This window comes from Pedobacter sp. GW456-11-11-14-TSB4 (genome assembly GCF_059424425.1).
Window position 1 is genome coordinate 949,202 of the sequence record NZ_JBWKZK010000001.1, and the last position, 25,709, is coordinate 974,910.

Genomic DNA, 25,709 nt, shown 5'->3' on the forward strand with positions numbered 1-25,709 from the left:
GCCTCCGACACATCGGGGGCATTTTTTATTGATCTCATCAAAACTTAAAAAGGCAAATCTCCGGTTTCGGCAACCGAATCGCTACTTGGTGTAACATAGTCATTTTCACTTTTAGGCGTTCCATTACTGCTTGGCGTGTTCTCAAAATCGCTTTTTCTACCTAACATGGTAAAATTTTCGGCAACAACTTCAGTAACATACTTTTTTACTTTTTCTTTATCCTCAAAAGAACGAGTGCGAAGTTTACCTTCTATATAAACTAATTTTCCTTTTTGAAGATATTTGGAAGCTACCTCTGCCAAACCTCGCCACAACACAATGTTGTGCCATTCGGTTTGTTCTACTCTTTTTCCATCCTTATTATATGTTTCGGATGTAGCTAAAGGGAAACTTGCGACAGTTACTCCTCCTTCTAAATGTCGAACTTCAGGATCTTTTCCTAAATGCCCAACTAAAATAACTTTATTAATACCAGACATAGTTTGATTTGGTTAGTTTTATAAATATGTATCTATAAAATCGCTTATAACTTTGGGATGAGGTAAAGCTTTAAACTCTGCAAGTGCAACCGATTTTATTTCTGCATGTTGATTAAAGTTAACAATATAATTGTCTAAAGCAAAAAATTGAACATATATAATTTGGTGAGTTAACAAATGTTTTTTAGTTGATAAAGGCTTGATAATTACATCATTACCAAACATATTTTTTACCAACTCAATAAACGATAAATCTGATATTGCTAAAGATTTATCGCTTTCAATTAAAGGAAGATCATACATTTGTTGCCAAACATCTCCTGCTACTCGCTGCTTAGTTAAGATATGATCATCATCCAATCCTAAAAAATAATTGAAATATCTTTCTCTAACTTTTACCTTTTTCAATTTTATTGGCAAAACATCAACCTTGTTATGTAGATAAGCAAAACAGTTCTTTTGCAAAGGACAAACAGCACATAGTGGAGATTTTGGTTTACACTGCAAAGCCCCAAACTCCATTATAGCCTGGTTGTATAATGATGGTTTTTGTCCTTCAATTAATTGATTAGCTAATGCCATAAACTCTTGCTTACCAAGAGTTGAGTTAATTGGTTGCTCTACTCCAAAATATCTTGCTAAAACCCTAAAAACATTGCCGTCTAAAACGGCCTTAGCTTCATTATTTGCAAATGAAGAAATTGCAGCAGCGGTATAATCACCAATGCCTTTTAGCTTAATTAACTCATCATAAAACAGAGGAAAAACACCTTTGTGAAGCTCTACAACTTGTTTAGCAGTAAAAAGCATATTTCTACCTCTAGAGTAATAGCCTAAACCCTGCCAGTGTTTTAAAATTTCAGTTTCACTAGCATTTGCAAAATCAACAACAGTTGGATAATTTTCTAAAAACCTATTGAAATAAGGTAAGCCCTGCTCTACACGTGTTTGTTGCAAAATAATTTCAGATAACCAAATCACATAAGCATCGGTAGTATTACGCCAAGGTAGGCTCCGCTTATTTGTATTGTACCACTTAACGATTTCTTTTTGGAAGTTCATTTGCCCAAAAATACAATCAATTTATATCATTTTGATAAAACTTGCAATAACCTGATGATTATCATTACAAATAAATCATCTTTTATTTTCCTATCTCATTAAAAAGCAATACTTTTGCAACCCCAAAACAGTTATAATATTTAACACACAATAATTTAATAAATAGAAAATATGACTAAGGCAGATATTATTTCAGAAATATCAACAAAGACAGGAATTGAAAAAGTAGACGTACAAGAGACAGTTGAGGCGTTTTTCAAAGTGATTAAAAATAGCATGATCGGCGGCGATAATGTTTACGTAAGAGGCTTTGGTAGTTTTGTTGTTAAAAAAAGAGCACAAAAAACTGCTAGAAATATTTCTAAAAACACTGCAATTATTATCCCTGAGCATTTTGTACCAAGCTTTAAACCAGCAAAAGTATTTGTTGACAAAGTAAAAAATGCATCTAAAAAAGTTAAAGCAGAAGCTTAATTAATCATGAAAAACAACATCCGTACAAAACAAGTTATCATTATTGCTGCAATATTATTGCTTGTTGGATTTTTGTTTTCGAGAGAGATTAAAGGTTTAGTAATACCTAAACAAGAAACTGCTCAAATGCCTGCTGCACAACAGCAAAATACAGCTAGCCTAAGTTTAGAAGAAGCATCAGCAACTGCTAAAAATTTGGTGAGCAATGCAACAGCTAAAGATATTACACTTTTAGAGCGCAAATATCAAACAGCTAAAGCTGAAGAAAAGATTGCTGAAGCAAAGTTATTGGCTCAAAAATGGGAAGACTTTGAACAATCTGTACCTAGCGCATTGTATTTAGAAGTTGTTGCGAATGGAGAGCCTAGCCATAATAATTGGCTAAATGCGGGAAATCGTTTTTTAAAGGCATTTGACAATACACAGGATAGTTTAGTACAACCTATAATGCTGCAAAAAGCAAATGCAGCTTTTACTAAAGCACTTACAATAGACACTACCAGTAATGATGCAAAAACTGGACTTGGTATCTCAATCGTTAATGGAATGGGAGCACCAATGCAAGGTATTGCAATGTTAATGAATGTTGTTAAAAAAGATCCTAAAAACTTAAAAGCAAATATGAATTTAGGCATGTTTGCAATTAAATCTGGCCAGTTTGATAAAGCGATTATTCGTTTTAATGATATCATCAGCAATGTTAAAGCTACACCAGATGCCTACTTTTATTTAGCAACAGCTTATGAAAGTTTAGGAAAAAAACAAGAAGCAATAGACGCTTATTTAAATAGCAAAAAATTAGCAGCTAACCCAACACTAACAAAATTTATTGATAGTAAGGTTGCTGAGTTAAAAAAATAAACGTTAATTAACAGATTAATAAAAACATTTAAAACTTAAAATTATGCCAAGCGGTAAAAAAAGAAAAAGACATAAAATGGCTACGCACAAACGTAAAAAACGTTTAAGAAAAAACAGACACAAGAAAAAATAGGATTTCCCTATTTTAATTGACCAAAAATAAATGCTCATAATCTTTGCATTTATTTTTGGATTCTATGTTTTTTTGTCCATGTGTAATAAGGCTTTAATGCCTTAAAATCTGTAGCTTTTGGTAAAGGAATTAATAATCGATTCATCTCCTACGGGAGTAACCATAGCTTTAATTGAAGATAAATACCTAGTAGAACTTCATAAAGAACACATCAACAACAATTACGCCGTTGGCGATATTTATTTGGGCCGCATAAAGAAAATTATGCCCGGCTTAAATGCTGCGTTTGTTGATGTGGGTTATGAGAAAGATGCTTTTTTGCATTATTTCGATTTAGGTCCGCAGGTACAGTCTTTAATAAAGCTTACAAAAATTAAGCGTAACGGTACAGTTAATGGCACTTTATTAGATAATTTTAAATTAGAAGGCGATATCAACAAAGCGGGTAAAATATCCGACATTGTGAGCAAGAATTTAATATTACCTGTTCAAATTGCTAAAGAACCTATTTCTACAAAAGGACCACGATTAAGCTCTGATCTTTCTATTGCAGGAAGATACATCGTTTTAGTGCCCTTTTCGAACGTAATATCGATATCCAAAAAGATTAAAAGCAATACCGAACGTAATCGTTTAAAAAAGATTATTGAAAGTATTAAGCCTAAAAACTTTGGGGTAATCATTAGAACCGTTTCTGAAGGAAAAGGTGTTGCCGAGTTACAAAAAGATTTATTAGACTCGGTTTCCAAATGGGAAAACTTTGCAAAAAAGTTGCCTGATGCTGAGCCTTCTAAACGCGTTTGGGGAGAGATGGATCGTACTTCTACCCTAATACGAGATATTTTAAATGCCGATTTTGCAAACGTTTATGTAAACGATGCAAACTTGTTTGAAGATATTAAATCTTATGTTCATGAAATTTCTCCAGAAATGGAAAAGATTGTGAAGTATTACAAACATAAGGAACCAATATTTGAACACTTTGGCGTAGAGAAACAAATTAAAAACGGCTTTGGCAAAACTGTAAATTTTGCCGGTGGTGCCTATTTAGTGGTTGAGCATACTGAAGCTTTACATGTAATTGATGTAAACAGTGGTAATAGAACAGCCAGTAAAGAAAACCAGGAAGAAAATGCGCTTCAAGTAAATAAAGAAGCTGCAAAAGAAATAGCTCGTCAGTTAAGATTGAGAGATATGGGCGGTATTGTGGTTATCGATTTTATTGATATGCACAAAGCAGCCAACCGTAAAATGCTGTTCGATTACTTGCGTGAGTTGATGTTGTTAGACCGTGCTAAACATACTATTTTACCTCCGAGTAAATTTGGTTTGGTACAAATTACCCGTCAGCGTGTAAGGCCCGAAATGAATATTGTTACCGTAGAGAAATGCCCTACTTGCGATGGTACTGGAGAAATTAAAGCAAGTATTGTTTTAATGGATGATATTGAAAGTAATTTAACCTACATTTTGCAAGAGCAGAATGAGAAAAATATTACGCTTTGCGTACATCCTTATATTGCTGCTTTTATTAAAAAAGGATTGGTTTCTTTACAATGGAAATGGTTCTTTAAATTTGGCCAACGCATTAAAGTTAGATCGATATCATCTTATAACTTAACAGAATTCCATTTTCTCTCATCTAAGGATGAAGAAATAAAATTGTAATAACGATTTACGATTTTAGAATTATGATTGCCTGATTTCAAAAATGAAATCAGGCTTTTTTGTTTAAAACTTAATCTACTTTTTAACCCGATTACCTTTAAATTTCTTGCTCTTCGTGATGTTCTGAAAGGCATCTCGAAGTAATTCATAAAGTGGATTTGAAATCCACGATATTTAAAAGTTCAAGATGCGCTTCGCTTAACATCTTGAACAGCTTGTTGTGAAATCAGCTTTTTTTGTTTAAAACTTAATCTACTTTTTAACCTGATTAGCTTTAAATTCGTAGAACATCTTAACTCATCATCCGATAGCTGTCGGATTAAATAATAAATCAAATTGGCTAAAACTAAATCAGCATATTTCTGTCAGAGTTGTGGTTTCGAAACCGCCAAATGGCTGGGCAAATGTCCATCATGTAACCAATGGAATACCTTTGTAGAAGAAGTAATAGAGAAGGGCAATTCACAGGTGCCCACATGGAAATCAGGTAATGGCACGCAACGTTTAAGTAAACCAAACAAAGTTGAGGATATACAAAGTGCTACAGAAGAAAGAACAAGTACAGGCGATTTAGAATTAGATAGAGTTTTAGGCGGGGGTTTAATTGCTGGTTCGGTTATTTTAATAGGTGGCGAGCCAGGGATTGGTAAATCTACCTTAATGCTACAATTGGCATTAAATGTATCTGGTAAAAAAGTGTTATACATTTCTGGCGAAGAAAGTGAGCAACAAATTAAAATGCGTGCCGAAAGAATTACCACTCAACCAAAGGCAGATTGTTTTATCCTTACGGAAACTTCAACCCAAAATATATTTAAACAAATTGAGCAATTAGAGCCAGAAATTGTAATTGTAGATTCAATACAAACCTTACATTCTGCTCATATCGAATCAACTCCGGGTAGTGTATCTCAAGTTAGAGAATGTACTGCAGAATTGCTTCGTTTTGCAAAAGAAACCAACACTCCCGTTTTTTTAATTGGGCATATTACCAAAGATGGTGCTATCGCTGGTCCGAAAATTTTAGAACACATGGTTGATACTGTTTTACAATTTGAGGGTGACAGACATCACATATACAGAATATTAAGATCGATTAAAAATCGTTTTGGTGCTGCTGCAGAATTGGGCATTTATGCCATGCAAAGCAGTGGATTAAGAGAAGTTTCTAATCCATCAGAAATATTGTTATCACAACGTGATGAAGAGTTGAGTGGCATCACCATTGGCGCAACTTTAGAAGGCGCTAGACCAATGTTAATAGAAACGCAGGCTTTGGTTAGCGTAGCCGCTTACGGAACGCCACAACGCTCTGCAACTGGTTTTGATACCAAAAGAATGAACATGCTATTAGCTGTTCTAGAAAAAAGATGCGGATTTAGGCTAAGTGCCAAAGATGTTTTTTTAAATATTGCAGGAGGAATAAAAGTTGAAGATCCGGCTATCGATCTTTCAATTATGGCAGCAATTATCTCCTCTCACGAAGATATATTTATATCCTCTAAAATCTGTTTTGCAGCCGAAGTTGGCTTATCTGGTGAAATTAGAGCCGTAAATAGAATAGAACAACGAATTAGCGAGGCAGAAAAACTGGGCTTTGAGAAAATATTTATTTCTAACTATAACCTAAAAGGATTAAACAAAGATAAATTCAAAATTCAAATCGTAACTGTTAGCAAAATTGAAGAAGTTTTTAGCCTTCTTTTTGGATAAATTTTGAGAAAAAATTCCACACAATAAGTAATTACGGGATTTATTTCTACAAAATCATTTGATTAAAGTTTTGGCATTACACTTTACTCACAACATAAACAACTGAATACCAAAATATTACTGATTACTTTAAATAAATCATCCATATTGGACAACTTATTGTCTTATAGTAATCGTTCTCATCTAGTAATGGAGGTTAACAAAACAATAGGGATGATTGACCTCACTACTGCAAAGTAGTGGGGTTTTTTTCTGTTCAATTTTTTATTGACAAGATTATTGCCCTTAGTTACAAGATTTTAAATACTTTTGTATAAGCACAAACAAAAAAAATCGACAAAATGAAAAAAGTTATTTTAAGTATAGCATTTACTTTAATTGCTGCATTTACATTTGCTCAAGATGCAAACAACGTTGCTGGTAAAGCGTTTGGTGATGGTGTTAAACAGGGCAATATCATTACCACTGCCGAAGTTGACGCTAAATTAGGCGATAGCACTAAAAAAGATATGAAAGTTACTGGCGAAGTAGTTTTAGTTTGCCAGAAAAAAGGTTGTTTTATGAACTTAGCTATGCCTAATGGCGAAACTATGTTTGTAAACTTTAAAGATTACGCTTTTTTTATGCCAAAAGATTTAGCTGGTAAAAAAGTTGTAATTGATGGCTTTGCAGAAAGGAAAGAAACATCTGTTGAAGACTTAAAACATTTTGCTGAAGACGCTAAAAAATCGGCTGAAGAAATAGCAAAAATTACAAAACCTAAAAAAGAAATTGTGTTTGAAGCAAAAGGAGTTGTAATTTTGGAAGATTAAGAAGGTTCTCCTTTTTAATATTGATTGGTTAAACCCTGCTCTCTCCGGAGCAGGGTTTTATTTTGATCAAAATTTCTGTAAAGTTTGCTTATTTGTAAGTCTATAATTTTATATTTATAGCTAATAAACTAAACAAAAATGATTATCGTCGCAATTATCGCCGCCCTAGTGCTAATTATTGGTATTGGCATGTACAATTCACTAATTAGCAAAAAAAACCAAGTAGCTAATGCTTTCTCTGCTATTGATGTAATGCTTAAAAAACGTTTCGATCTATTGCCAAACTTAGTAGAAACTGTTAAACAATACACACAATACGAAGGTGAAACCCTAACAAAAATCACCGAACTACGTGGCAAAGCGTTAAGTGCTAATGCAACCGAAGGAGATAAATTGGCATTAGACCAACAAATTGGAACGGCAGTTAAAAGTTTAATGGTTAGCGTAGAAAATTATCCTGATTTAAAAGCGAACTCCAATTTTTTAAATCTGCAAACCACTTGGACAGAAAGTGAAGAGCAAATTGCCGCAGCCAGAAGAAATTACAATGCTACAGTTACCACTTACAATAATGCTGTAATGATGTTTCCGAGCAATATGTTTGCTAGCATGTTAGGCTACCAAACAGTACCTGTATTAGAAGCCGCAGCCGAAGAACGTAAAAACATTAGCGCAAAAGAACTTTTTAATAGTTAATGGTCCAAAACTTTATCAGTAATCCACAAATTCAATCTGTTTTAGCAGAATTAGAAACACTCAGAAAGAGCGTAGTATCAAAACAAACACAAGGCTGGGTAGCCATTGTAATTGGTATTATTTTATTACTCATTTCCATAGTTTATGGTGCTGTAATTATTGGTGTAATACTTGGCGCAGCCGCTATAATTCCGGGTAGTATAATATTGTATAAAATTAGCGATGAAGCTAGCCTGTACAAAAGTCGCTTTAAACACGAAATTATTGGGGCGGCATTAAGCTCAATTGATCAAAATTTAACCATAACACCAAATGATGGCGTTAGAGAAGGTGAGTTTAACTTCTCACAACTATTTTCTCGAGAGCCAGACCGATACCATACTGAAGATCTTATTACCGGAAAAGTAGATAAAACAGCATTTTATTTTGCCGAAGTGCATGCCGAATATAAAACCGAAACACATGGTAAAAATGGTAGGCAAACTCATTGGCACGACATTTTAAAAGGTATCGTTTTTACGGCAGATTTTAATAAACATTTTAAGGGCATTACTATAATTAGACCTAAAGATTTTGGCTCATCACTTGGTGCTTGGTTTACCAAAAACGTGTATGCTTTTGGCAACAAAAATTTAGTCGAGCTAGAAAATGATGGCTTTAACAAAAATTTTGTAGTGTATAGTTCCGATCAAATTGAAGCCCGATATATTTTAACTCCAGCTTTAATGGAAAGAATTATCGATTTAAATAGTCGTTCTGCTTACACCATTTCTCTTTCATTTATCGATTCTAGAACTTACATTGCCTTTCCGCTAGACCATAATTATTTTGAAGCACCTGTTTTTAAATCGCTTTTAAGGCCTGAACTTTTAGAAAATGATATGGCTATTTTAGACTTTATGTATGACATTATACGCGAGTTAGATTTAAATACCAGAATTTGGACGAAGGAATAGTTATTCTAATCCCATTGTGATGACTCTCCAATTTATTTGAAAAGCCAAGTTAGCATTTCATATCAAAGTTAGTCCCGCTGTCCGTTTTATTTCAGGGTAACCGCAAAGGTTACCCCTACATGTTCACTTCCATCGGGTTTAATTAACATCTTTTATGCAACTATTTGAGGTTTCCTTGCACTTGCCCAAGTTAAATAGCCCAAATTGAAGCAGCATACTTTTTAATGATATAGGTAAACTTACGAAGTCTGATAGTTTTATAGAAAGAGAATTCGTAAGTTTTAGCAGAGGCCTAAAAAGATATAGCGGAAAGTTGGACTGCCCTTAATAGTTGCAGTTTTAGTGCGCTTCAAAACTAATTCAACTCATAAATCTTCTCCTCCGCAACACATCTAAATCACAAAAACGTTATAAAAAAATCCCTTAACTTTCGCTAAGGGATTTTTAGACAACTTTATTTTTTTCGACTTTCGGTCTTTCTAACTATTAATCTATTTCGATAAATACATTGATTTATCTTTAACTAACTTACGGAAATAAGGATCCTCTAAATCTTTAATGAAACGAATGGCCTCACCTGTAGATTTCATTTCTGGACCTAATTCTTTGGTTACTTCAGGAAATTTATCGAAAGAGAAAACTGGCTCTTTAATGGCATAACCTTTCAGTTTGCGAACGATGGTAAAATCTCGCAACTTATTAACGCCTAGCATAATTCTGGCGGCAATGTTAATGTAAGGCACATCGTAAGCTTTAGCAATAAAAGGCACCGTTCTTGAGGCACGCGGATTGGCTTCAATTACATAAACTTTATCGTCTTTAACTGCAAACTGAATGTTTAGTAAACCGATTACATTTAATGCTTTGGCAATTTTTTTAGAATAGGTTTCCATATCTGAAATTACCTTTTCTGATAAGCTAAATGGCGGCAAAACTGCACTTGAATCTCCAGAGTGAATACCTGCAGGCTCAATGTGCTCCATTAAACCAACAATGTGGCAGTCTGTTCCATCAGAAATAGAATCTGATTCGGTTTCTTCTGCTCTATCTAAAAAGTGATCTATTAAAACACGGTTACCAGGCAAATCGCCTAACAATTTTACCACTGCTTTTTCTAAATCTTCATCGTTAATTACAATGCTCATGCCTTGTCCGCCTAGTACGTAACTTGGGCGTACAAGCACAGGATAACCAACTTCATTGGCTACAACAATTGCTTCTTCGGCATTTTCTGCAACTCCATATTTTGGATATGGAATATTTAATTCTTTCAACAAATCTGAGAAACGGCCACGATCTTCGGCAATATCCATATCGTTGTAAGATGTACCAATAATTTTGATGTTATTTTCATGCAGTTTCTCGGCCATTTTTAATGCCGTTTGACCGCCTAATTGTACAATTACACCAACTGGATTTTCTAACTCAATAATTTCACGAACATGCTCCCAAAAAACTGGCTCGAAATATAATTTATCGGCCATATTAAAATCTGTAGATACTGTTTCTGGGTTACAGTTAATCATAATGGCTTCGAAACCACTTTCTTTAGCTGCTAATAAACCGTGTACACACGAATAATCAAATTCTATACCTTGCCCAATTCTGTTTGGACCAGAACCTAAAACGATTACTTTCTTTCTGTCAGAAACGATCGATTCATTGGTGCCCAACTCATCGCCATTTGATAATATTTCTTTACCTACTAAAGAAATTTGGATTGGCGCTTCTTCGAAAGTTGAATAGAAATATGGTGTTTGCGCTGCAAATTCTGCCGCACAAGTATCAACCATTTTATAAACTCTTCTAATGCCTAATTCTTTACGTCTGTTGTAAACTTCATCCTCAGTAACATTACCCAGAACGTAGGCAATTTGTATATCTGAAAAACCTTTTTGCTTAAGGTTGAAGAAAACATCTTTAGGGATATTGTTTAATGAGTAACGTTTCAATTCTACCTCAAGACCGACTAATTCTTGTATTTGGGTTAAGAACCATTTATCTATTTTAGTTACCTTACGGATAGATTCTAAAGGAACACCCATGCTCATGGCATCTTTAATTAAGAACAATCTGTTCCAACTTGGATGCTCTAAACCATACATGATCTCTTCGATATTCTTTTTCTGACGGCCATCTGAACCAATGCCTGCTCTGCCAATTTCTAAACTCTGACAAGCTTTTTGTAAGGCTTCGATAAAACTACGGCCAATAGCCATTACTTCGCCTACAGCTTTCATTTGCAAGCCTAGCTCCATGTTGGCTCCTTTAAACTTATCGAAATTCCAACGAGGAATTTTAACGATTACGTAATCTAAAGTAGGTTCGAAATAAGCCGAAGTGGTTTTAGTAATTTGATTTTCGATTTCATCTAAATTATATCCGATGGCTAATTTAGCTGCAATTTTTGCAATTGGATAACCTGTTGCTTTACTCGCTAAGGCGGATGAACGCGAAACACGTGGATTGATCTCGATGGCAATGATATCGTCGTTATCTGGATTTACTGAGAATTGTACATTACATCCGCCAGCAAAATTACCAATGGCACGCATCATTTTGATGGCCTGGTTACGCATATCTTGGTAGCAACGATCAGATAGTGTCATTGCTGGAGCTACAGTAATCGAATCTCCGGTATGTATCCCCATCGGATCGAAGTTCTCGATAGAACAGATAATGATTACGTTATCATTGCTATCTCTTAGCAATTCTAACTCGTATTCTTTCCAACCTAAAACTGCTTTTTCTACTAACACTTCGTGAGTTGGCGAAGCTTCTAAACCACGTTTTAAGGCAGCATCAAAATCTTCTTTTTTGTGCACAAAACCACCACCAGAACCACCAAGCGTGTAAGAAGGGCGAATAACCAAAGGATAGCCAATTTCTTGAGCTGCTTCTTTACCTTCTAAAAATGAGTTGGCAATTTTAGATGGTGCTACACCTACACCAATATCAACCATTAATTGGCGAAAAGCCTCTCTATTTTCTGTCTTTTCGATGGCTGCAACATCTACACCGATGATTTTTACATCATGGGCTTTCCATAATCCACGCTCTTCTGCATCTACACAAAGATTTAATGCTGTTTGCCCACCCATTGTTGGCAATACTGCATCAATTTTTGGTAAGTTAGGATTGTTAGTGTGTTCAATTAAAATGTGTTCAATTGATTCTAAAGTTAATGGCAGCAAATACACATGATCACCGATAACTTTATCAGTCATGATGGTTGCTGGGTTAGAATTGATAATTGAAACAGCAATACCTTCTTCTTTTAAGGAAAGAGCGGCTTGAGAACCAGAATAATCAAATTCGCAAGCTTGACCAATAATAATAGGTCCTGATCCGATAATAAGTATTGAACGTAGGGATTTGTCTTTAGGCATGAGGGTTTTTAAAAAGTCTAAAGTGAATAGTCAAAATGTTTTTGACTGATAGCTGGAAGAGATCCTTTGCTATGAAATGAAAAATCCCAACTGCTCTGTCGGGATGCAAAGATAGGTTTTTGAATAGAGATTTGATTGATTTATTTAAAAAATATTATAATAAAAAAGAGGGCAAATTGCCCTCTTTAATTTTATTTCGAGATCTGCAGTTATTGCATCAATTTTATTTCGCCAATATCGGTTGTTGCACTATCAGCTACGGCTACATTTTCTACAGAAATGTCTTTGTACGGTGCATTTGCTTTAATCCATACCGTGTATGTTCCTTTTTTAACATTACTAAATACAAATGCGCCATTGTTAATTTGGCTTCTTAAGGTATCTGTGCCCGCAACGGCTACCACCTCTTTAGCACCTTCTACTGGGGTAACCTTTCCTTGTATGCCACCTTCTTTAATTGATCCGAAAGCAAACAAACTTATGGATAAGGCCGAAACGGCTAATATATTTAAACCTGTTCTTTTCATAATGATAATTATTTAGTTAAAACAATAAAGTTAATTAGTATATAAATGAGGTCTATCTACTTATAAAACATCTTAAAGAACAGATTGTTTGTAGTATACAATGGCTGTATATAAAGTGGTACATTTTTATTTTGCAGAATTAAAAACCAATTTACATTTCTAAACGTTTATGTATTTGAATGTAATAATACTTCATCAAAACTGCATTGAAGTCATGTTAAAGTCAAGAAGTTGTGACATAAGAAATATTGGCAATAATGTTGTAATAAGATGAAACAACTCACGTTTAGTAAATAGTTACGAAAAACTGAGCAGCTGAAAAGCCATTTGAAATCGATCTAAAATTTCCTCAACAAGTTTGAGGATTCTTCATAAATAGTTTGTTTGGTTTATTTTCCGGTAGGGGTTGTTCCCTATCGGATTTTTTGTTTTAGGATAAATTTAGTTTTTGAAACATGTTAATTAACCACATTTAAAACTGATATGTATTTTATACATTTGAAAAATGTTGTTACTAGCGAACGGATTTACGGAAAGCATAAACCAATTTCTTTTTGGCACAGGTTTGCTAGAGTGGTGTGGCGTTTTTACAGGCATACTCTGCGTTTGGCTTGCTGCAAAAAATAATATTTGGAATTGGCCAATTGCATGCATTTCGGTAATCATTTACATTTTCATCTTTTTTGAGGGGAAACTTTATGCAGATGCCGGTTTGCAGGTTTATTTCCTAATTATGAATATGTATGGTTGGTATTTTTGGAGTAAAAACAGAAATAACCCAACACAAGAAAGGCCTGTTATTCAAATCACTAAGAAAGAAATTGTACTTTCAATTTTAGGTGTGATAATTTTTACATTGGCACTTGGTTTTACTTTATTTAAAAAAACTGATGCTTCATTTCCGTTTGTCGACAGCTTTTGTACGGCATGCAGTTTAATTGCTCAAGTATTTTTGGCTCGTAAAGTCTTGCAAAATTGGCTCATTTGGATTTTTGTAGATATAATTTACGTTGGCGTATATTTTTCTAAAGATTTATACGCAACAGGGTTGATGTATTTAATTTACATTGGCATTGCTACTATGGGCTATATAGATTGGAAAAAAACTTACCGTGAACAAAAAAATTAAAAAAATAGCCGTTGTTGGCCCAGAAAGCACTGGTAAATCTACCATGTCTATTGCTTTAGCTAAGCATTATAATGTGCCTTGGGTAGCAGAATATGCTCGTTATTATTGCGAAGCTTTAACTGATGATTGCACTTTGCAAGATGAAATTAATATGTTTCATGGCCAAGTTGCATTAGAGGAATCTGTTTTAGCAACCGCAGAGACTGACTTTATTATTTGCGATACCACTTTTGTAACCGTTAAAATTTGGAGTGATGAATTTTTCGGCGCCACGCCTCAAGTTGTTTTAGATGGTTTACAAAATCGTCCGTATGATTTTTACCTGTTGTTAGATATCGATTTGCCTTGGCAGGATGATCCTTTAAGGGATTTTCCGCACAAGCGAGAGTATTTTATGCAAATTTGGCATCAAGAACTTAAAGCACTAAATGCTAATTATGTAGTTGTTGGTGGCATAGCAAACAGACTGCAAAATGCAATTACAGCGATTGATGAGTTCTTGCTAGGCAAAAAGTAAAGCAATTTTTTTTACGATTTGCTAGCGTTAACGATGGAAGCGGCATCCCCCGATTTTTCATCGGGGATATAGCGGACAGCGTGTAAAAACGCCCAAAAAAATGGACAATTCACAATTTTTACAATCAATTTCGTAATCTCAATCATTTTGTTTTACATTTGCAGCATCAATAAGGGGTGCCTTGTTTTGTAAAAAACACAAATAAAGGCTGAGAACATACCCATTTTAAGGTTGAAGGTAAAAGGTTATAAGGATGAAGGTAGCGATAAGCAAACCCTAAACACTAACCACTAAACCCTAAACTTTAAATGCACCTGATCCAGGTAATGCTGGCGTAGGGATGGTTTATGGAGTTTAACTAAAGTCGGGAGTACCCCTACTCTTGGCAGGTTTAACTAAAACAAAATTACAAATTGAAAAAATTAAGAATTCTGGCATTACTTGCCATGCTATTGCCTTGTGTGGCCATGGCCCAAATTACTGTTAGCGGTACAGTAACTGACAACAATCAAAAGCCTTTATCTGGAGCTACAATTAAATTAAAAAACAAAGTTACTGCTATTAATAGCGGCAGTAATGGCGATTACACATTAAGTTTGCCATCTGGTAATTATACTTTTGCAGTTAGTTTTTTGGGCTACAGAACAGTAGAAAAAACGATCAATTTAAGTGAAAACACTACTTTAAATTTTAGTTTATCACAGCAGAGCTTTGTTGGTGATGAAGTTGTGGTAAGCGCCACAAGAGCGAGTAAAAACTCGGCCACTACATTTAAAAATTTAGATAAAGCTGCTATCGAAAAAAATAATCTTGGTCAGGATTTACCTTATTTACTAAACCAAACTCCATCAGTTGTGGTAAGTTCTGATGCAGGAACAGGAATTGGCTACACTGGAATTAGAATTAGAGGTAGTGATGCCACAAGAATTAATGTGACTGTTAATGGTATTCCATTGAATGATGCTGAAAGCCAGGGAAGTTTTTTTATTAATTTACCAGATTTAGCTTCATCAGTAGATAACATTCAAATTCAACGCGGCGTGGGTACATCTACAAATGGCGCTGGCGCATTTGGTGCAAGTTTAAATATCCAAACTACTACAAGAAGAGATTCGGCCTATGCTGAGCTTAACAATACGTATGGATCTTTCGAAACTTGGAAAAACACGGTAAATGTGGGTACAGGATTAATCAATAACAAATTTAGCTTCGATGGTCGTTTATCGAGAATAAAATCTGATGGTTACGTAGATCGAGCATCGGCTAATTTAAAATCGTTTTTTGTTTCTGGCGCTTATTATGGTGAAAAAGATATTCTTCGTGCCAACGTATTTAGTGGAACAGAAAAAACTTATCAAGCTTGGAACGGTATTTCTGAAGAACAGTTAAAAATAGATAGAAGGCATAACGACTTTACTTATGATAATCAGACCGATAACTATCAGCAAGATCATTATCAGCTATTTTATACCAGAAATATAGGAAGCCAATTAACAGCAAATGCCGCACTTCATTATACTTATGGCAGAGGCTACTACGAAGAATTTAAGGAAGATAGGTTACTAGCCGATTATAATATTCCATCTGTAAATATTGGTGGAGCTACCATTACAAACTCTGATTTAGTGAGAAGATTATGGTTAGATAACGACTTTTATGGTGTTACCTACTCCTTAAACTATACGCCAAAAAGTAATTTAAACTTTATTTTGGGTGGAGCTTACAATGAGTACGACGGAAAACATTTTGACGAAGTGATTTGGGCACAGTTTGCTAATTATGATGGGAGCGGATCTATTAGACACAGATACAATGACAATGATGCTTTTAAAACTGACTTTAACATTTTTGGAAGAGCTAATTACCAATTAGATAAATTTAATTTCTTTGCCGATTTGCAATATAGAAGTGTTTATTATTCTTACTTTGGGATAGATCCATCAGGAACTCCAGCACAACAAAATGCTAGTTTAAATTTCTTCAATCCAAAAGCTGGATTAACCTATAATATTAATTCAAGAACTAATGTTTATGCATCTGTTGCCATTGGTAACAAAGAACCAAATAGAAGAGATTTTACCGATTCAAATATCAACAGCAGACCACAACATGAAAATTTAACCAATTTTGAAGCAGGTTATAGAACCCAATTTAGTAATCTTTCTCTAGGTGTTAATGGATATGCAATGTTGTATAAAAATCAGTTAATTAACACTGGTGAGCTAAATGAAGTAGGCGGACAAACCAGACAAAATGTATCAGACAGTTATCGTTTAGGTTTAGAATTTGATGGTAGATGGCAAATTTTAAAAGATTTTTATTGGGCTGGAACAGCAACTTTGAGCCGCAATAAAATTAAAGAGTTTACAGAATTTATTTATGATGAAGATCCTACAGCAGCAACTCCAGTTTTAATTAACACCTACCAAAACACAAACATTTCCTTCTCTCCATCAGTGATTGCTTCAAGTGAGTTAGGATATAATGTTGTTAAAAACGGACAAATTGCTTTTGTAAGTAAATATGTTGGCAAACAGAATTTAGACAATACATCAGCCGATAGCCGCACCTTAGCTAGCTTTTTTGTAAATGATATTCGTTTGAGTTACAATATGGCTTTTGCTGGTGTAAAAAATATCGGATTAACATTTATGGTTAACAATGTATTTAACGAATTGTATGAAAACAACGGTGGTTCTTACAGCTATCTTTTTGGCGGTGCGTTAGAGCGTGGCAATTATTACTATCCACAAGCAACTCGTAACTTTTTGCTAAATTTAAGCCTTAAGTTTTAAGCCTTAATTTATTCTCGTCATATCGAACGCAGCGAAGCGAGGAGATATCTTAGCTTATACTTTCAGGATAATGATTGGTGTTATACTATTGTTGATTTCTCCTCACGAAAAGCTCGTTCGAAATGACGTAAACTATTATGAAAAAATACATCGAAAAATTACACTTCATTACACACGATCTTGCGCAAAGCTCTCACATAGAACAGGTGCAGGTTGCTTGTGAAGCTGGCGCAAAATGGATTCAATATCGCTGTTTAAGCAAAGCTGATGATGAACTTTTAGCCGATATCAATCTTATTGCAGAAATATGCGATGATTGGGGTGCAACTTTAATCGTTACTAACCATATCCATTTAAAAGGCAAAGCCGATATACAAGGTTTTCATATCGAAGATCTGGATGCAGATTTCATCGCCCTGCGTAAACAAATTGGAGAAGAATTTACCTTAGGTGGCTCTGCAAATACGATTGAGCAATTATTAAAATTAGCAAATAACGGTGCAGATTATGCTGGTTTTGGACCATTTAGTGCAACTTCTACTAAACCGAACAATTATCCTTTGGTTAAGATTGACGAATATGCTAATGCTGTAGAAAAGCTAAAGTCAGCTCACTTAGATTTACCTATTTTAGCTATAGGTGGAGTTACTTTGGCAGACGTGCCAGCATTAATGGCTACTGGTATTTTTGGTGTAGCTGCATCTTCAGCAATAAACCAAGCAGACAATATGTATGAGGCTTATGTAGATTTTTATAAGGCGGTGGTCTAATCAATCCTGTAAGGTTTTAAAAACCTTATAGGATTTTTTATATAGCTTTATGCTATGATTTATTTTATTAGTGGTTTAGGTGCCGATGAAAGAGTTTTTCAATTTCTAGATTTGTCTAAAATTGAACATCAGTTTATCAAATGGAATGAGCCGCAACGCAACGAAAGCCTTACTTCCTATTGTAAAAAACTTACCGAACAGATAGATCATCATCAAGAAATTATATTAATTGGAGTTTCATTTGGGGGAATAATTGCACAAGAAATTGCAAAGATAATCGCCGTTAAAAAAGTAATTATTATCTCCAGCGTAAAATTAACTTCTGAGTATAGCTGGCAACTTAAATTGGCCAGCAAACTACAAATTCATACAATAGCGCCACTCTGGTTTTTAACAGTAAGTAATAAACTAACTGCCGATTATTATTTTAGTACGCAAAATAAAGAAGAATCTATCCTGCTCCATCAGATTATTAAAGACACTAATCCAAAATTTTTAGTTTGGGCAATCCATCAGATTATGAATTGGAAGAATAAAAGCTATCCAGAAAATCTGATCCATATTCATGGCAATAATGATCGAATATTCCCAGTTAAGTATATTAATGATGTGATTAAATTACCAAAATCAGGTCATTTTATGATTGTAAGCAGAGCGAGCGAAATAGAACAACTTATATTCGCATTGCTTTGACAACTTTCTACCATGGTTGCACACAAAGTTGTCAAAGCTTAAATAGATAAAAATGGGGTTACAGCACACAGACATTTTAAATATTGATGATGTTAAGTTATTGGTTGATGATTTTTATGGAAAAATTAGAGATAATGAGTTATTATCTCCCATTTTTAATGACGTTATCAAAGCAAACTGGCCAGCTCATTTAGAGAAAATGTATGGTTTTTGGCAAACTTTGTTGTTAGATGTGCAAGCTTATAGCGGCAGTCCGTTTTTAAAACACGCAAAATTGCCTATAGCAAAAGAGCATTTTGACACTTGGATTGGCTTATTTAATGAAACCGTAGATGAACATTTCACAGGCAAAAAAGCATCAGAAGCCAAATGGCGAGCAGCAAGAATGAGCGAAATGTTTCAGTATAAATTAGATTATTACATAAACAACCCCGCTCAGCCCTTAATTTAGATAGTTAAATTTTGGTGAAATTAAATTTTAACCACTTCCAATTTGTTTTCTGTTAAATATTTAGCCGCCTAAACCTTAATTTAGCAGAAATTAATTTCCGTTGGAAGAACAATCCGTTTTAGAAGAAAAAAAAGACCCATTCGCAGCCCTCAGATTTAGAGAATTTCGCTCCTTTATCGGGATGCGTTTCTTTTTCACTTTTGCTTATCAAATGCAAGCCATTGTTTTAGGCTTGTACATTTACGATTTAACAAGAGATCCACTTGCTTTGGCTTTCATTGGTTTGTGCGAGGCCATTCCATCTATTTCAATATCTCTTTACGGAGGTTATGTTGCCGACAAAACAGAAAAAAGAGGATTATTGCTTAAAATATTTAGCGCTGTATTCATCTGTTCTTTGGTAATGCTAACTACTACCAACAAACAAATGGGTTTACAAAAAGATACAATTTTACCCATTTTGTACAGCATGATTTTTTGTATTGGCCTGGCTAGAGGGTTTTTCGGTCCAACAACATTCTCATTAATGGGCCAAATTTTACCAAAAAAACTCTATCCTAATGGTGCAACATGGAGTAGTTCTGGCTGGCAGTTGGCGTCTATTTTAGGCCCTGCAACTGGCGGATTGGTTTATGCGCATTTCGGTATTACCAATGCTTACATTCTCATTAGTAGTTTTATTTTTATCTCGCTAATCTGCATTCTATTTCTAAAAGTACATCAACCCACATTTATACCGCAAGGCAGCATTTTAAAAAGCCTAACCGAAGGTGTTCAATTTGTTTTTAAAAGTAAAATGATGCTAGGCGCCATCAGTCTAGATTTGTTTTCGGTGTTTTTTGGCGGCGCAGTTGCGCTATTACCCATCATTGCGATAGAAGTTTTACATGTAGGCTCAGAAGGCGCTGGCTACATGCGTGCAGCAGTTTCTCTTGGCTCGGTTTTAACCATGTTGGTCATGACTAAATATCCTCCAATGAACAAGCCTTGGCGCAACTTGTTAATCGCAGTTACAGGTTTTGGTGTAAGTATCATCTGTTATGGTTTATCAACCAGTTTTTACCTCACATTATTCTTTTTGTTTTGCGAAGGTGCTTTTGATAGCGTTAGCGTAATCATTCGCTCCACCATTATGCAATTGCTTACACCAGATCAAATGAGAGGAAGAGTTTCTGCAGTAAATAGCATGTTTATAGGTTCATCAAATGAAATTGGCGCATTCGAATCTGGGTTAACCGCCAAGTTAATGCGAACTGTACCAGCCGTTGTTTTTGGTGGAAGTATGACACTCATTATCGTTTTTATCACCTTCTTAAAAACCAAAAATTTGTTGCCGCTAACTCTAAATGATATTAAGCCGGCAGACAAATTGGAGGATCAGATTTAAATCATTGGGGTATTGATTTTTTGTTTTAAGTAATTTTTTCTGATTACTAAGTAAATAATGCTCCCAACAAAAGGTGCAAATAGCACCAAAGCCAAGAAAACCAATTTCATTAGTCCAACTTTAAACTCAGATCTTAAAATATCTACAATGCAATAAACAATTAGCAAAACCGGTACGGCTATTATTGCTAAAATTATTCCGATTTCGGTACCACCTAAGTTTAAAAATTCTAAAAGCATACGTATTAAATAGTTTTACGGTACAAATAGTTTTAAAATTTTGAAAAGCAATATTTCTGCAGCTATCAATATTAGTCCGGCTTTCTATTATATCTGTTCGCTTCGCTTCACAGGATGCCATTTCAATCCGGTTTAAAAGGCACTTTTTTTGCTACTATGAGGGGTTGCAATTTGCCAAGCCCCACCAACTTTGTTAATTAAACCCGACATTAGCGCTAATATTTTTGTCATGCTGAGCCTGTCGAAGCACAAAAATATGATAGCGTTGGCGGGGCTACAATTGCCGATAAAAAACTGACATTGTTTTTCAAATATTAAATGCATTACGATACCCAGTCGAGCTGGGTATGACGAAACAAAAAAACCTCTAGTGTAATCACATTTAACTATCTAATCGCTCGCCAACCTGCTGTCTCCACATAGCGTAATACAAACCCTTTTCAGACAATAAATCTGCGTGTTTACCTTGCTCAATAATGTTTCCTTTTTCTAATACAAAAATTCGATCTGCATGACGAATGGTTGATAAACGGTGGGCAATTAAAATGGTAATATGAGTTGTTAAAACAGAAACATCGCGAATGGTTGCGGTAATTTCCTCTTCTGTTAATGAGTCTAATGCAGAAGTAGCTTCATCAAAAACCAGAATATCAGGGTTACGCAAAAGCGCTCTAGCGATTGATAAACGTTGTTTTTCGCCTCCAGAAACTTTAACACCACCTTCGCCAATTACCGTATCTAAACCTTTATCAGCTCTTGCCAATAAATTATGGCAAGCCGCTTGATGCAAAACTTTCATAATTTGCTCGTCGGTAGCATTTGGTTTTACGAATTGTAAATTCTCTCTAATGGTGCCCGAAAACAACTGCGTATCTTGCGTTACGAAGCCGATTTTCTCACGTAGCTGATCTAAATCTATTTCTTTGCCAGAAATCTGATTGTAAAAAACTTCACCTTCTACCGGTTGGTATAAACCTACCAAAAGTTTAACCAAAGTTGTTTTACCAGAACCAGATGGACCGACAAAAGCGATTGTTTCGCCGTTATTTACTGAAAAACTTACACCATTTAAGGCATTGTGTTTACCCGATAAATGTCTAAAACTAACCTTTTCGAAAGCTAAAGTTGCTACCTTTTCTATCCTTGCAGGATTTGCTGGTTTTATATCAATTGGTGTGTTTAAAATCTTTTTAAAATTACCCAGCGAAACTTCGGCTTCTCTCCATGCTAAAATTACATTGCCCAATTCTTGCAGTGGCCCGAATAAGAAAAATGAGTAAAACAAAAACGAAAAATATTGCCCTGGTGTAATTGCTTTATCAAAAATTAACATCAATAAAACTACCACCATTGTACTACGAACTAGGTTAACTGTTGTGCCTTGTACAAAGCTCATACTGCGCACATATTTAACTTTACGTAGCTCTAAACCTAAAATTTTGTAGGTAGTTTTATTTAAACGATCTATCTCTTGCGTAGCTAAACCTAAACTTTTAACCAATTCGATGTTGCGAAGAGATTCTGTTGTTGAACCCGCTAAAGCAGTTGTTTCTGAAATAATAGAACGTTGTATGGTTTTGATTTTTCTGCTCAAAAACCAGCTTAAAAAACTAATAATCGGGATGGATGCTGCATAAATTAACGAAACTTTATAACTCACGCTTAGTGAATAAACGATCACGAAAATCAGTCCGATTAAACTCACAAAAAGAATACTGATAAATGAGGTGATGAACTTTTCGCTATCTGTTCTTACTTTTTGTAAAATACCTAAGGTTTCCCCGCTTCGCTGATCTTCGAAAACTTGATAAGGCAACTCTAATGAATGTTTTAAACCATCGGCATACATTTTAGCACCAACTTTTTGTACTATAATGCTGGTAAAATAATCTTGTAAGTTTTTTGCAATTCTTGATACCATGGCAGCACCTACGGCTAAACCAACCAAGCCTAAAACACCCCAAATGTATTCATCTCTGCTTAGTTCATTATGTCTATTGATGTATTTATCTAATATTTGTCCGGTAAAATATGGATCCATTAGCGAAAAGCCAATGTTAAATGCTGCAAGAACGAGTGCAAGCACAACAATCCATTTATAGTCTTTTAAATAGTTGAGCAGTAATTTCATAAATTTATTGTTTGGGGTGCAAAAATAAACAAAGGGAATGAAGCTTAGCTACATTCCCTTTTATATTACAATTAGACTATACTTAATTTAACAAACTTTTTTTATGATGAACATAACTTGTTAAATTTTCTTTTAAAAACTTTGAAAAATTACTTTCTCGAACGCTATAAATTTGTCAAAGAAAGTTAGATCGTCATGATGTCTTTTTCTTTAATTTCTGCGTGTTTATCAACTTTTACGATGTAAGCATCGGTAATTTTTTGCACTTCGCCTTCACCAGTTTTAATTTCATCATCAGAAACACCTTCACCTTTTAGTCTTTGAATTTTAGTGTTGGCATCTTTACGAATATTACGAACGGTAATACGGCCTCTTTCTGCTTCTTCTTTTACCTTTTTCACTAAATCTTTACGGCGCTCTTCAGTTAAAGGTGGTACAACCAAACGAATAATTACACCATCATTTTGTGGATTAATACCAATGTTAGCTTCCATAATTGCTCTTTCGATAGGAACTAGTAGTGATTTTTCCCAAGGTTGGATAATTAAGGTACGAGCATCAGGTGTAGTGATACCGCCAACTTGAGCCAAAGGAGCTGGACTACCGTAATAATCAACCATAATTCCATCTAACATCCCTGCTGATGCTTTACCAGCTCTTATTTTAGTTAACTCAGCTTCACAATGTGCAATAGCTTTATCCATTGTTGCCTGAGCATCTACCAATTGTTTCTTTATGAGGTCATTCATGATTTGTAGTGTTTGTACAAAAATATAAAAAAAGCTTAAAACTAGCCCTGTACCAAAGTACCTATTTCTTCGCCATTGGCAATTTTCATAAAGTTGCCGTTTTTGTTCATGTCAAACACAATAATCGGAACTTTGTTTTCTTCGCAAAGGGTAAATGCGGTCATATCCATTACATTTAAACCTTTTGCATATACTTCTCTAAAAGTAATTTCAGAATATTTTGTAGCGGTTGGGTCTTTTTCTGGATCTGCTGTGTAAATTCCATCAACACGAGTACCTTTTAAAACCGCATCTGCGTTAATTTCAATAGCTCTTAAAGCAGCGGCAGAGTCTGTAGTAAAATAGGGGTTTCCTGTACCTGCACCAAAAATTACAACTCTACCTTTTTCCAAGTGACGAACAGCTCTTCTACGTACAAAAGGTTCGCAAATTTGCTCCATTTTAATGGCTGATAACAAACGGGTCTTTAACCCAACTTTCTCAAGTGCATCTTGTAAAGCCATACTGTTAATTACGGTAGCTAACATACCCATATAATCGGCCTGTGCTCTATCCATACCAGATTTTTCGGCACTTAAACCTCTAAAAATGTTTCCACCACCAATTACAATTGCTATTTCCAGTCCTTTATCGTGAACTGCTTTAATATCTTCAGCGTACTGCCTAACACGCTCATTGTCAATGCCATATTGCTTATCGCCCATTAACGATTCGCCGCTTAGTTTCAGTAAAATCCGTTTGTACTTCATGACTTCAAAAATAGGTAAATGTTTTAAAGATGGAAAGTATTAATGCCGAAAGGTTGAATTAACTTTCTCTCCCTGAAAAATAATTTCTTTAGTCTTAAGTGATGGCGTTAAAATTAGAAAGTTAGCGGCATAACCGATTTGAATTTTACCTAGGTCAGTTTGTTTTTGAATTACCTTGGCTGGAATTGAAGTAGCCATAGCTAAAGCATCGGGCAAAGTAATATCGCAATATGCTACTGCATTTCTAACTGCATCTACCAAGGTAATGTTAGAACCAGAAAGTGTTCCGTCCGTTGTTATAAATTTGTCGCCAACCAATTGATGCTGATAAGGACCAATATTACATGTCGTTACGGCATCGGTAATTAAAAATAAACGATCTTTTGCAAGCTTATGGCTCATTTTAATTACCTCAAAGTTTACATGATTACCATCCGCAATAATACTTGCCATTGCTGTTGGATGATTTAAAAATGCCGTTGGTAAATTCGGATCACGATGATGGATTGAAGGCATTGCATTAAACAAGTGCGTTGTTGTAGTTATACCTTTATTGTAAGCATTGGTTGCCTGCTCAAAGCTTGCATCGCTATGCCCAATAGAAAGCACTACATTATGAGCTAATAAAAGCTGTATAACCTCATCACTTTGTAGTTCTGGCGCAATCGTCATCATTTTTACAACACCATCGGCGTGTTCTAATAAAGCTCTAACTTCTTCTAAAGTTGCTTTTTTAATATACTCCTCAATATGCGCACCTCTACGTTTTGCATTTAAATATGGTCCTTCTAAATGCAAACCCATAAAACTTTTTGCCATTGGGCGATATGCTTTTGCAGCTACAATAGCTTGATGAACAATTGCTGAAGAATTTGTAGCCACACAAGCTAAAAAACTAGTAGTTCCTTTGCTAATGAGATCATCATCCATCTGTGCTAGAGTTTCTACAGTTGGATAAGCAGAAAATAGATTTCCTCCACTACCATAAATCTGCAGCTCAATAAATCCTGGTACCAAATAATCCTGTTCCGCATCCAAAACTTCAAAACCATCAGGTATTGTACCATCGGTAAATGCTGCAATTTTATCACCATCAATTAAAACAGTTTCATTGGCGATTAATTCGTTATTTCTAAAAAAGCGGCAGTTTGTTATTGCTAGCATAGGAAGATGTTATGTTGCAAATATAACGTTGTTATATTAGAAAAATATGCCGCAGATGAGCAGATATTTTATCACATAGAAATATAAGTGCACATAGCTGTGCTTTTAAACTTTGCAACTGTTAATAAATGCATTAGCTTGAGTTTTACAAACCCGATTGCAGCG

23 protein-coding genes are annotated in these 25,709 nt (G+C 34.9%); 14 read left to right on the forward strand and 9 right to left on the reverse strand.

Features of this window, described 5'->3' with window-relative positions; all coding sequences use genetic code 11:
* Positions 1–44: 44 nt before the first annotated feature.
* Entirely contained in the window at positions 45–479 is a 435-nt protein-coding gene (locus AC07XU_RS04265; RefSeq protein ID WP_494942381.1) for a single-stranded DNA-binding protein, read from the reverse strand.
* Positions 480–497: 18 nt separating this feature from the next.
* A complete protein-coding gene (gene mutY / locus AC07XU_RS04270) occupies positions 498–1,541 on the reverse strand; it encodes an A/G-specific adenine glycosylase (RefSeq protein WP_494942382.1) in 1,044 nt (347 codons plus the stop codon).
* Between the two features lie 171 nt (positions 1,542–1,712).
* Between mutY and AC07XU_RS04275 the strand changes: the two genes are divergently transcribed.
* The 7 genes from AC07XU_RS04275 to AC07XU_RS04305 all read left to right on the forward strand — a co-directional run bounded on the left by AC07XU_RS04275 (position 1,713) and on the right by AC07XU_RS04305 (position 8,854).
* Positions 1,713–2,015 (forward strand): HU family DNA-binding protein, encoded by a 303-nt coding sequence (locus AC07XU_RS04275; RefSeq protein ID WP_136873669.1) that lies wholly within the window; start codon positions 1,713–1,715, stop codon positions 2,013–2,015.
* Positions 2,016–2,021: 6 nt separating this feature from the next.
* Positions 2,022–2,876 carry a tetratricopeptide repeat protein gene (locus tag AC07XU_RS04280; protein WP_494942383.1) on the forward strand — a complete coding sequence of 285 codons (855 nt, stop codon included), beginning with the start codon at positions 2,022–2,024 and terminating at the stop codon, positions 2,874–2,876.
* Between the two features lie 250 nt (positions 2,877–3,126).
* Positions 3,127–4,677: an Rne/Rng family ribonuclease gene (locus AC07XU_RS04285; protein ID WP_494942384.1), complete on the forward strand. Its 1,551-nt coding sequence runs from the start codon at positions 3,127–3,129 to the stop codon at positions 4,675–4,677.
* Between the two features lie 336 nt (positions 4,678–5,013).
* Entirely contained in the window at positions 5,014–6,390 is a 1,377-nt protein-coding gene (radA, locus tag AC07XU_RS04290; RefSeq protein WP_494942385.1) for a DNA repair protein RadA, read from the forward strand.
* A gap of 341 nt (positions 6,391–6,731) precedes the next feature.
* Positions 6,732–7,202 carry a DUF4920 domain-containing protein gene (locus tag AC07XU_RS04295; RefSeq protein ID WP_494942386.1) on the forward strand — a complete coding sequence of 157 codons (471 nt, stop codon included), beginning with the start codon at positions 6,732–6,734 and terminating at the stop codon, positions 7,200–7,202.
* Between the two features lie 138 nt (positions 7,203–7,340).
* Positions 7,341–7,898, forward strand: a complete 558-nt coding sequence (locus AC07XU_RS04300) for a LemA family protein (protein ID WP_494942387.1) — start codon at positions 7,341–7,343, stop codon at positions 7,896–7,898.
* A complete protein-coding gene (locus AC07XU_RS04305) occupies positions 7,898–8,854 on the forward strand; it encodes a DUF3137 domain-containing protein (RefSeq protein WP_494942388.1) in 957 nt (318 codons plus the stop codon). Before AC07XU_RS04300 ends, AC07XU_RS04305 begins: the two co-directional genes overlap by 1 nt.
* Before the next feature lie 491 nt (positions 8,855–9,345).
* On the opposite strand, the gene carB is transcribed toward AC07XU_RS04305, so the two are convergent.
* Together carB and AC07XU_RS04315 are read right to left on the reverse strand one after the other, a co-directional pair.
* A complete protein-coding gene (gene carB, locus AC07XU_RS04310; protein WP_494942389.1) occupies positions 9,346–12,243 on the reverse strand; it encodes a carbamoyl-phosphate synthase large subunit in 2,898 nt (965 codons plus the stop codon).
* A 209-nt stretch (positions 12,244–12,452) separates the two neighbouring features.
* Complete coding sequence (locus AC07XU_RS04315; protein WP_494942390.1) at positions 12,453–12,770, reverse strand: carboxypeptidase-like regulatory domain-containing protein; 318 nt, start codon at positions 12,768–12,770, stop codon at positions 12,453–12,455.
* A gap of 505 nt (positions 12,771–13,275) precedes the next feature.
* Here AC07XU_RS04315 and pnuC point away from each other — a divergent pair.
* The 7 genes from pnuC (at position 13,276) to AC07XU_RS04350 (ending at position 20,512) form a co-directional block, all read left to right on the forward strand.
* Positions 13,276–13,899, forward strand: a complete 624-nt coding sequence (gene pnuC / locus AC07XU_RS04320; protein WP_494942391.1) for a nicotinamide riboside transporter PnuC — start codon at positions 13,276–13,278, stop codon at positions 13,897–13,899.
* Positions 13,883–14,416: an AAA family ATPase gene (locus tag AC07XU_RS04325; RefSeq protein ID WP_494942392.1), complete on the forward strand. Its 534-nt coding sequence runs from the start codon at positions 13,883–13,885 to the stop codon at positions 14,414–14,416. Before pnuC ends, AC07XU_RS04325 begins: the two co-directional genes overlap by 17 nt.
* A gap of 413 nt (positions 14,417–14,829) precedes the next feature.
* Positions 14,830–17,211, forward strand: coding sequence for a TonB-dependent receptor (locus AC07XU_RS04330; protein ID WP_494942393.1), 2,382 nt, complete (start codon positions 14,830–14,832; stop codon positions 17,209–17,211).
* 137 nt (positions 17,212–17,348) lie between these two features.
* Entirely contained in the window at positions 17,349–17,981 is a 633-nt protein-coding gene (locus AC07XU_RS04335) for a thiamine phosphate synthase (RefSeq protein ID WP_494942394.1), read from the forward strand.
* Between the two features lie 54 nt (positions 17,982–18,035).
* Positions 18,036–18,674 (forward strand): alpha/beta fold hydrolase, encoded by a 639-nt coding sequence (locus AC07XU_RS04340; RefSeq protein ID WP_494942395.1) that lies wholly within the window; start codon positions 18,036–18,038, stop codon positions 18,672–18,674.
* 52 nt (positions 18,675–18,726) lie between these two features.
* Positions 18,727–19,125, forward strand: a complete 399-nt coding sequence (locus tag AC07XU_RS04345) for a group III truncated hemoglobin (RefSeq protein ID WP_494942396.1) — start codon at positions 18,727–18,729, stop codon at positions 19,123–19,125.
* Between the two features lie 100 nt (positions 19,126–19,225).
* Complete coding sequence (locus AC07XU_RS04350; protein ID WP_494942397.1) at positions 19,226–20,512, forward strand: MFS transporter; 1,287 nt, start codon at positions 19,226–19,228, stop codon at positions 20,510–20,512.
* Here the strand turns inward: AC07XU_RS04350 and AC07XU_RS04355 are convergent.
* From AC07XU_RS04355 to nagA, 5 genes are all read right to left on the reverse strand, one after another.
* Complete coding sequence (locus AC07XU_RS04355) at positions 20,509–20,751, reverse strand: PLDc N-terminal domain-containing protein (RefSeq protein ID WP_494942398.1); 243 nt, start codon at positions 20,749–20,751, stop codon at positions 20,509–20,511. The two genes, AC07XU_RS04350 and AC07XU_RS04355, sit on opposite strands and share 4 nt — an antisense overlap.
* A gap of 382 nt (positions 20,752–21,133) precedes the next feature.
* On the reverse strand, positions 21,134–22,882 hold the full coding sequence (locus AC07XU_RS04360; RefSeq protein WP_494942399.1) for an ABC transporter ATP-binding protein: 1,749 nt from the start codon (positions 22,880–22,882) through the stop codon (positions 21,134–21,136).
* Positions 22,883–23,067: 185 nt separating this feature from the next.
* Complete coding sequence (gene frr, locus AC07XU_RS04365) at positions 23,068–23,631, reverse strand: ribosome recycling factor (RefSeq protein WP_494942400.1); 564 nt, start codon at positions 23,629–23,631, stop codon at positions 23,068–23,070.
* A 41-nt stretch (positions 23,632–23,672) separates the two neighbouring features.
* Complete coding sequence (pyrH, locus tag AC07XU_RS04370) at positions 23,673–24,380, reverse strand: UMP kinase (protein WP_494942401.1); 708 nt, start codon at positions 24,378–24,380, stop codon at positions 23,673–23,675.
* A gap of 39 nt (positions 24,381–24,419) precedes the next feature.
* Positions 24,420–25,544: an N-acetylglucosamine-6-phosphate deacetylase gene (gene nagA / locus AC07XU_RS04375; protein ID WP_494942402.1), complete on the reverse strand. Its 1,125-nt coding sequence runs from the start codon at positions 25,542–25,544 to the stop codon at positions 24,420–24,422.
* Between the last annotated feature and the right edge of the window lie 165 nt (positions 25,545–25,709).

What these genes read in the sequence shown, in the direction of transcription:
- AC07XU_RS04345 (WP_494942396.1), top strand. Translation starts at nt 18,727, where the DNA reads ATGGGGTTACAGCACACAGACATTTTAAATATTGATGATGTTAAGTTA.
- AC07XU_RS04340 (WP_494942395.1), top strand. Translation starts at nt 18,036, where the DNA reads ATGATTTATTTTATTAGTGGTTTAGGTGCCGATGAAAGAGTTTTTCAA.
- pnuC (WP_494942391.1), top strand. Translation starts at nt 13,276, where the DNA reads ATGTTGTTACTAGCGAACGGATTTACGGAAAGCATAAACCAATTTCTT.
- AC07XU_RS04360 (WP_494942399.1), bottom strand. Translation starts at nt 22,882, where the DNA reads ATGAAATTACTGCTCAACTATTTAAAAGACTATAAATGGATTGTTGTG.
- AC07XU_RS04275 (WP_136873669.1), top strand. Translation starts at nt 1,713, where the DNA reads ATGACTAAGGCAGATATTATTTCAGAAATATCAACAAAGACAGGAATT.
- AC07XU_RS04315 (WP_494942390.1), bottom strand. Translation starts at nt 12,770, where the DNA reads ATGAAAAGAACAGGTTTAAATATATTAGCCGTTTCGGCCTTATCCATA.
- AC07XU_RS04265 (WP_494942381.1), bottom strand. Translation starts at nt 479, where the DNA reads ATGTCTGGTATTAATAAAGTTATTTTAGTTGGGCATTTAGGAAAAGAT.
- carB (WP_494942389.1), bottom strand. Translation starts at nt 12,243, where the DNA reads ATGCCTAAAGACAAATCCCTACGTTCAATACTTATTATCGGATCAGGA.
- AC07XU_RS04300 (WP_494942387.1), top strand. Translation starts at nt 7,341, where the DNA reads ATGATTATCGTCGCAATTATCGCCGCCCTAGTGCTAATTATTGGTATT.
- pyrH (WP_494942401.1), bottom strand. Translation starts at nt 24,380, where the DNA reads ATGAAGTACAAACGGATTTTACTGAAACTAAGCGGCGAATCGTTAATG.
- AC07XU_RS04335 (WP_494942394.1), top strand. Translation starts at nt 17,349, where the DNA reads ATGAAAAAATACATCGAAAAATTACACTTCATTACACACGATCTTGCG.
- mutY (WP_494942382.1), bottom strand. Translation starts at nt 1,541, where the DNA reads ATGAACTTCCAAAAAGAAATCGTTAAGTGGTACAATACAAATAAGCGG.
- nagA (WP_494942402.1), bottom strand. Translation starts at nt 25,544, where the DNA reads ATGCTAGCAATAACAAACTGCCGCTTTTTTAGAAATAACGAATTAATC.
- AC07XU_RS04305 (WP_494942388.1), top strand. Translation starts at nt 7,898, where the DNA reads ATGGTCCAAAACTTTATCAGTAATCCACAAATTCAATCTGTTTTAGCA.
- AC07XU_RS04355 (WP_494942398.1), bottom strand. Translation starts at nt 20,751, where the DNA reads ATGCTTTTAGAATTTTTAAACTTAGGTGGTACCGAAATCGGAATAATT.
- frr (WP_494942400.1), bottom strand. Translation starts at nt 23,631, where the DNA reads ATGAATGACCTCATAAAGAAACAATTGGTAGATGCTCAGGCAACAATG.
- AC07XU_RS04295 (WP_494942386.1), top strand. Translation starts at nt 6,732, where the DNA reads ATGAAAAAAGTTATTTTAAGTATAGCATTTACTTTAATTGCTGCATTT.
- AC07XU_RS04280 (WP_494942383.1), top strand. Translation starts at nt 2,022, where the DNA reads ATGAAAAACAACATCCGTACAAAACAAGTTATCATTATTGCTGCAATA.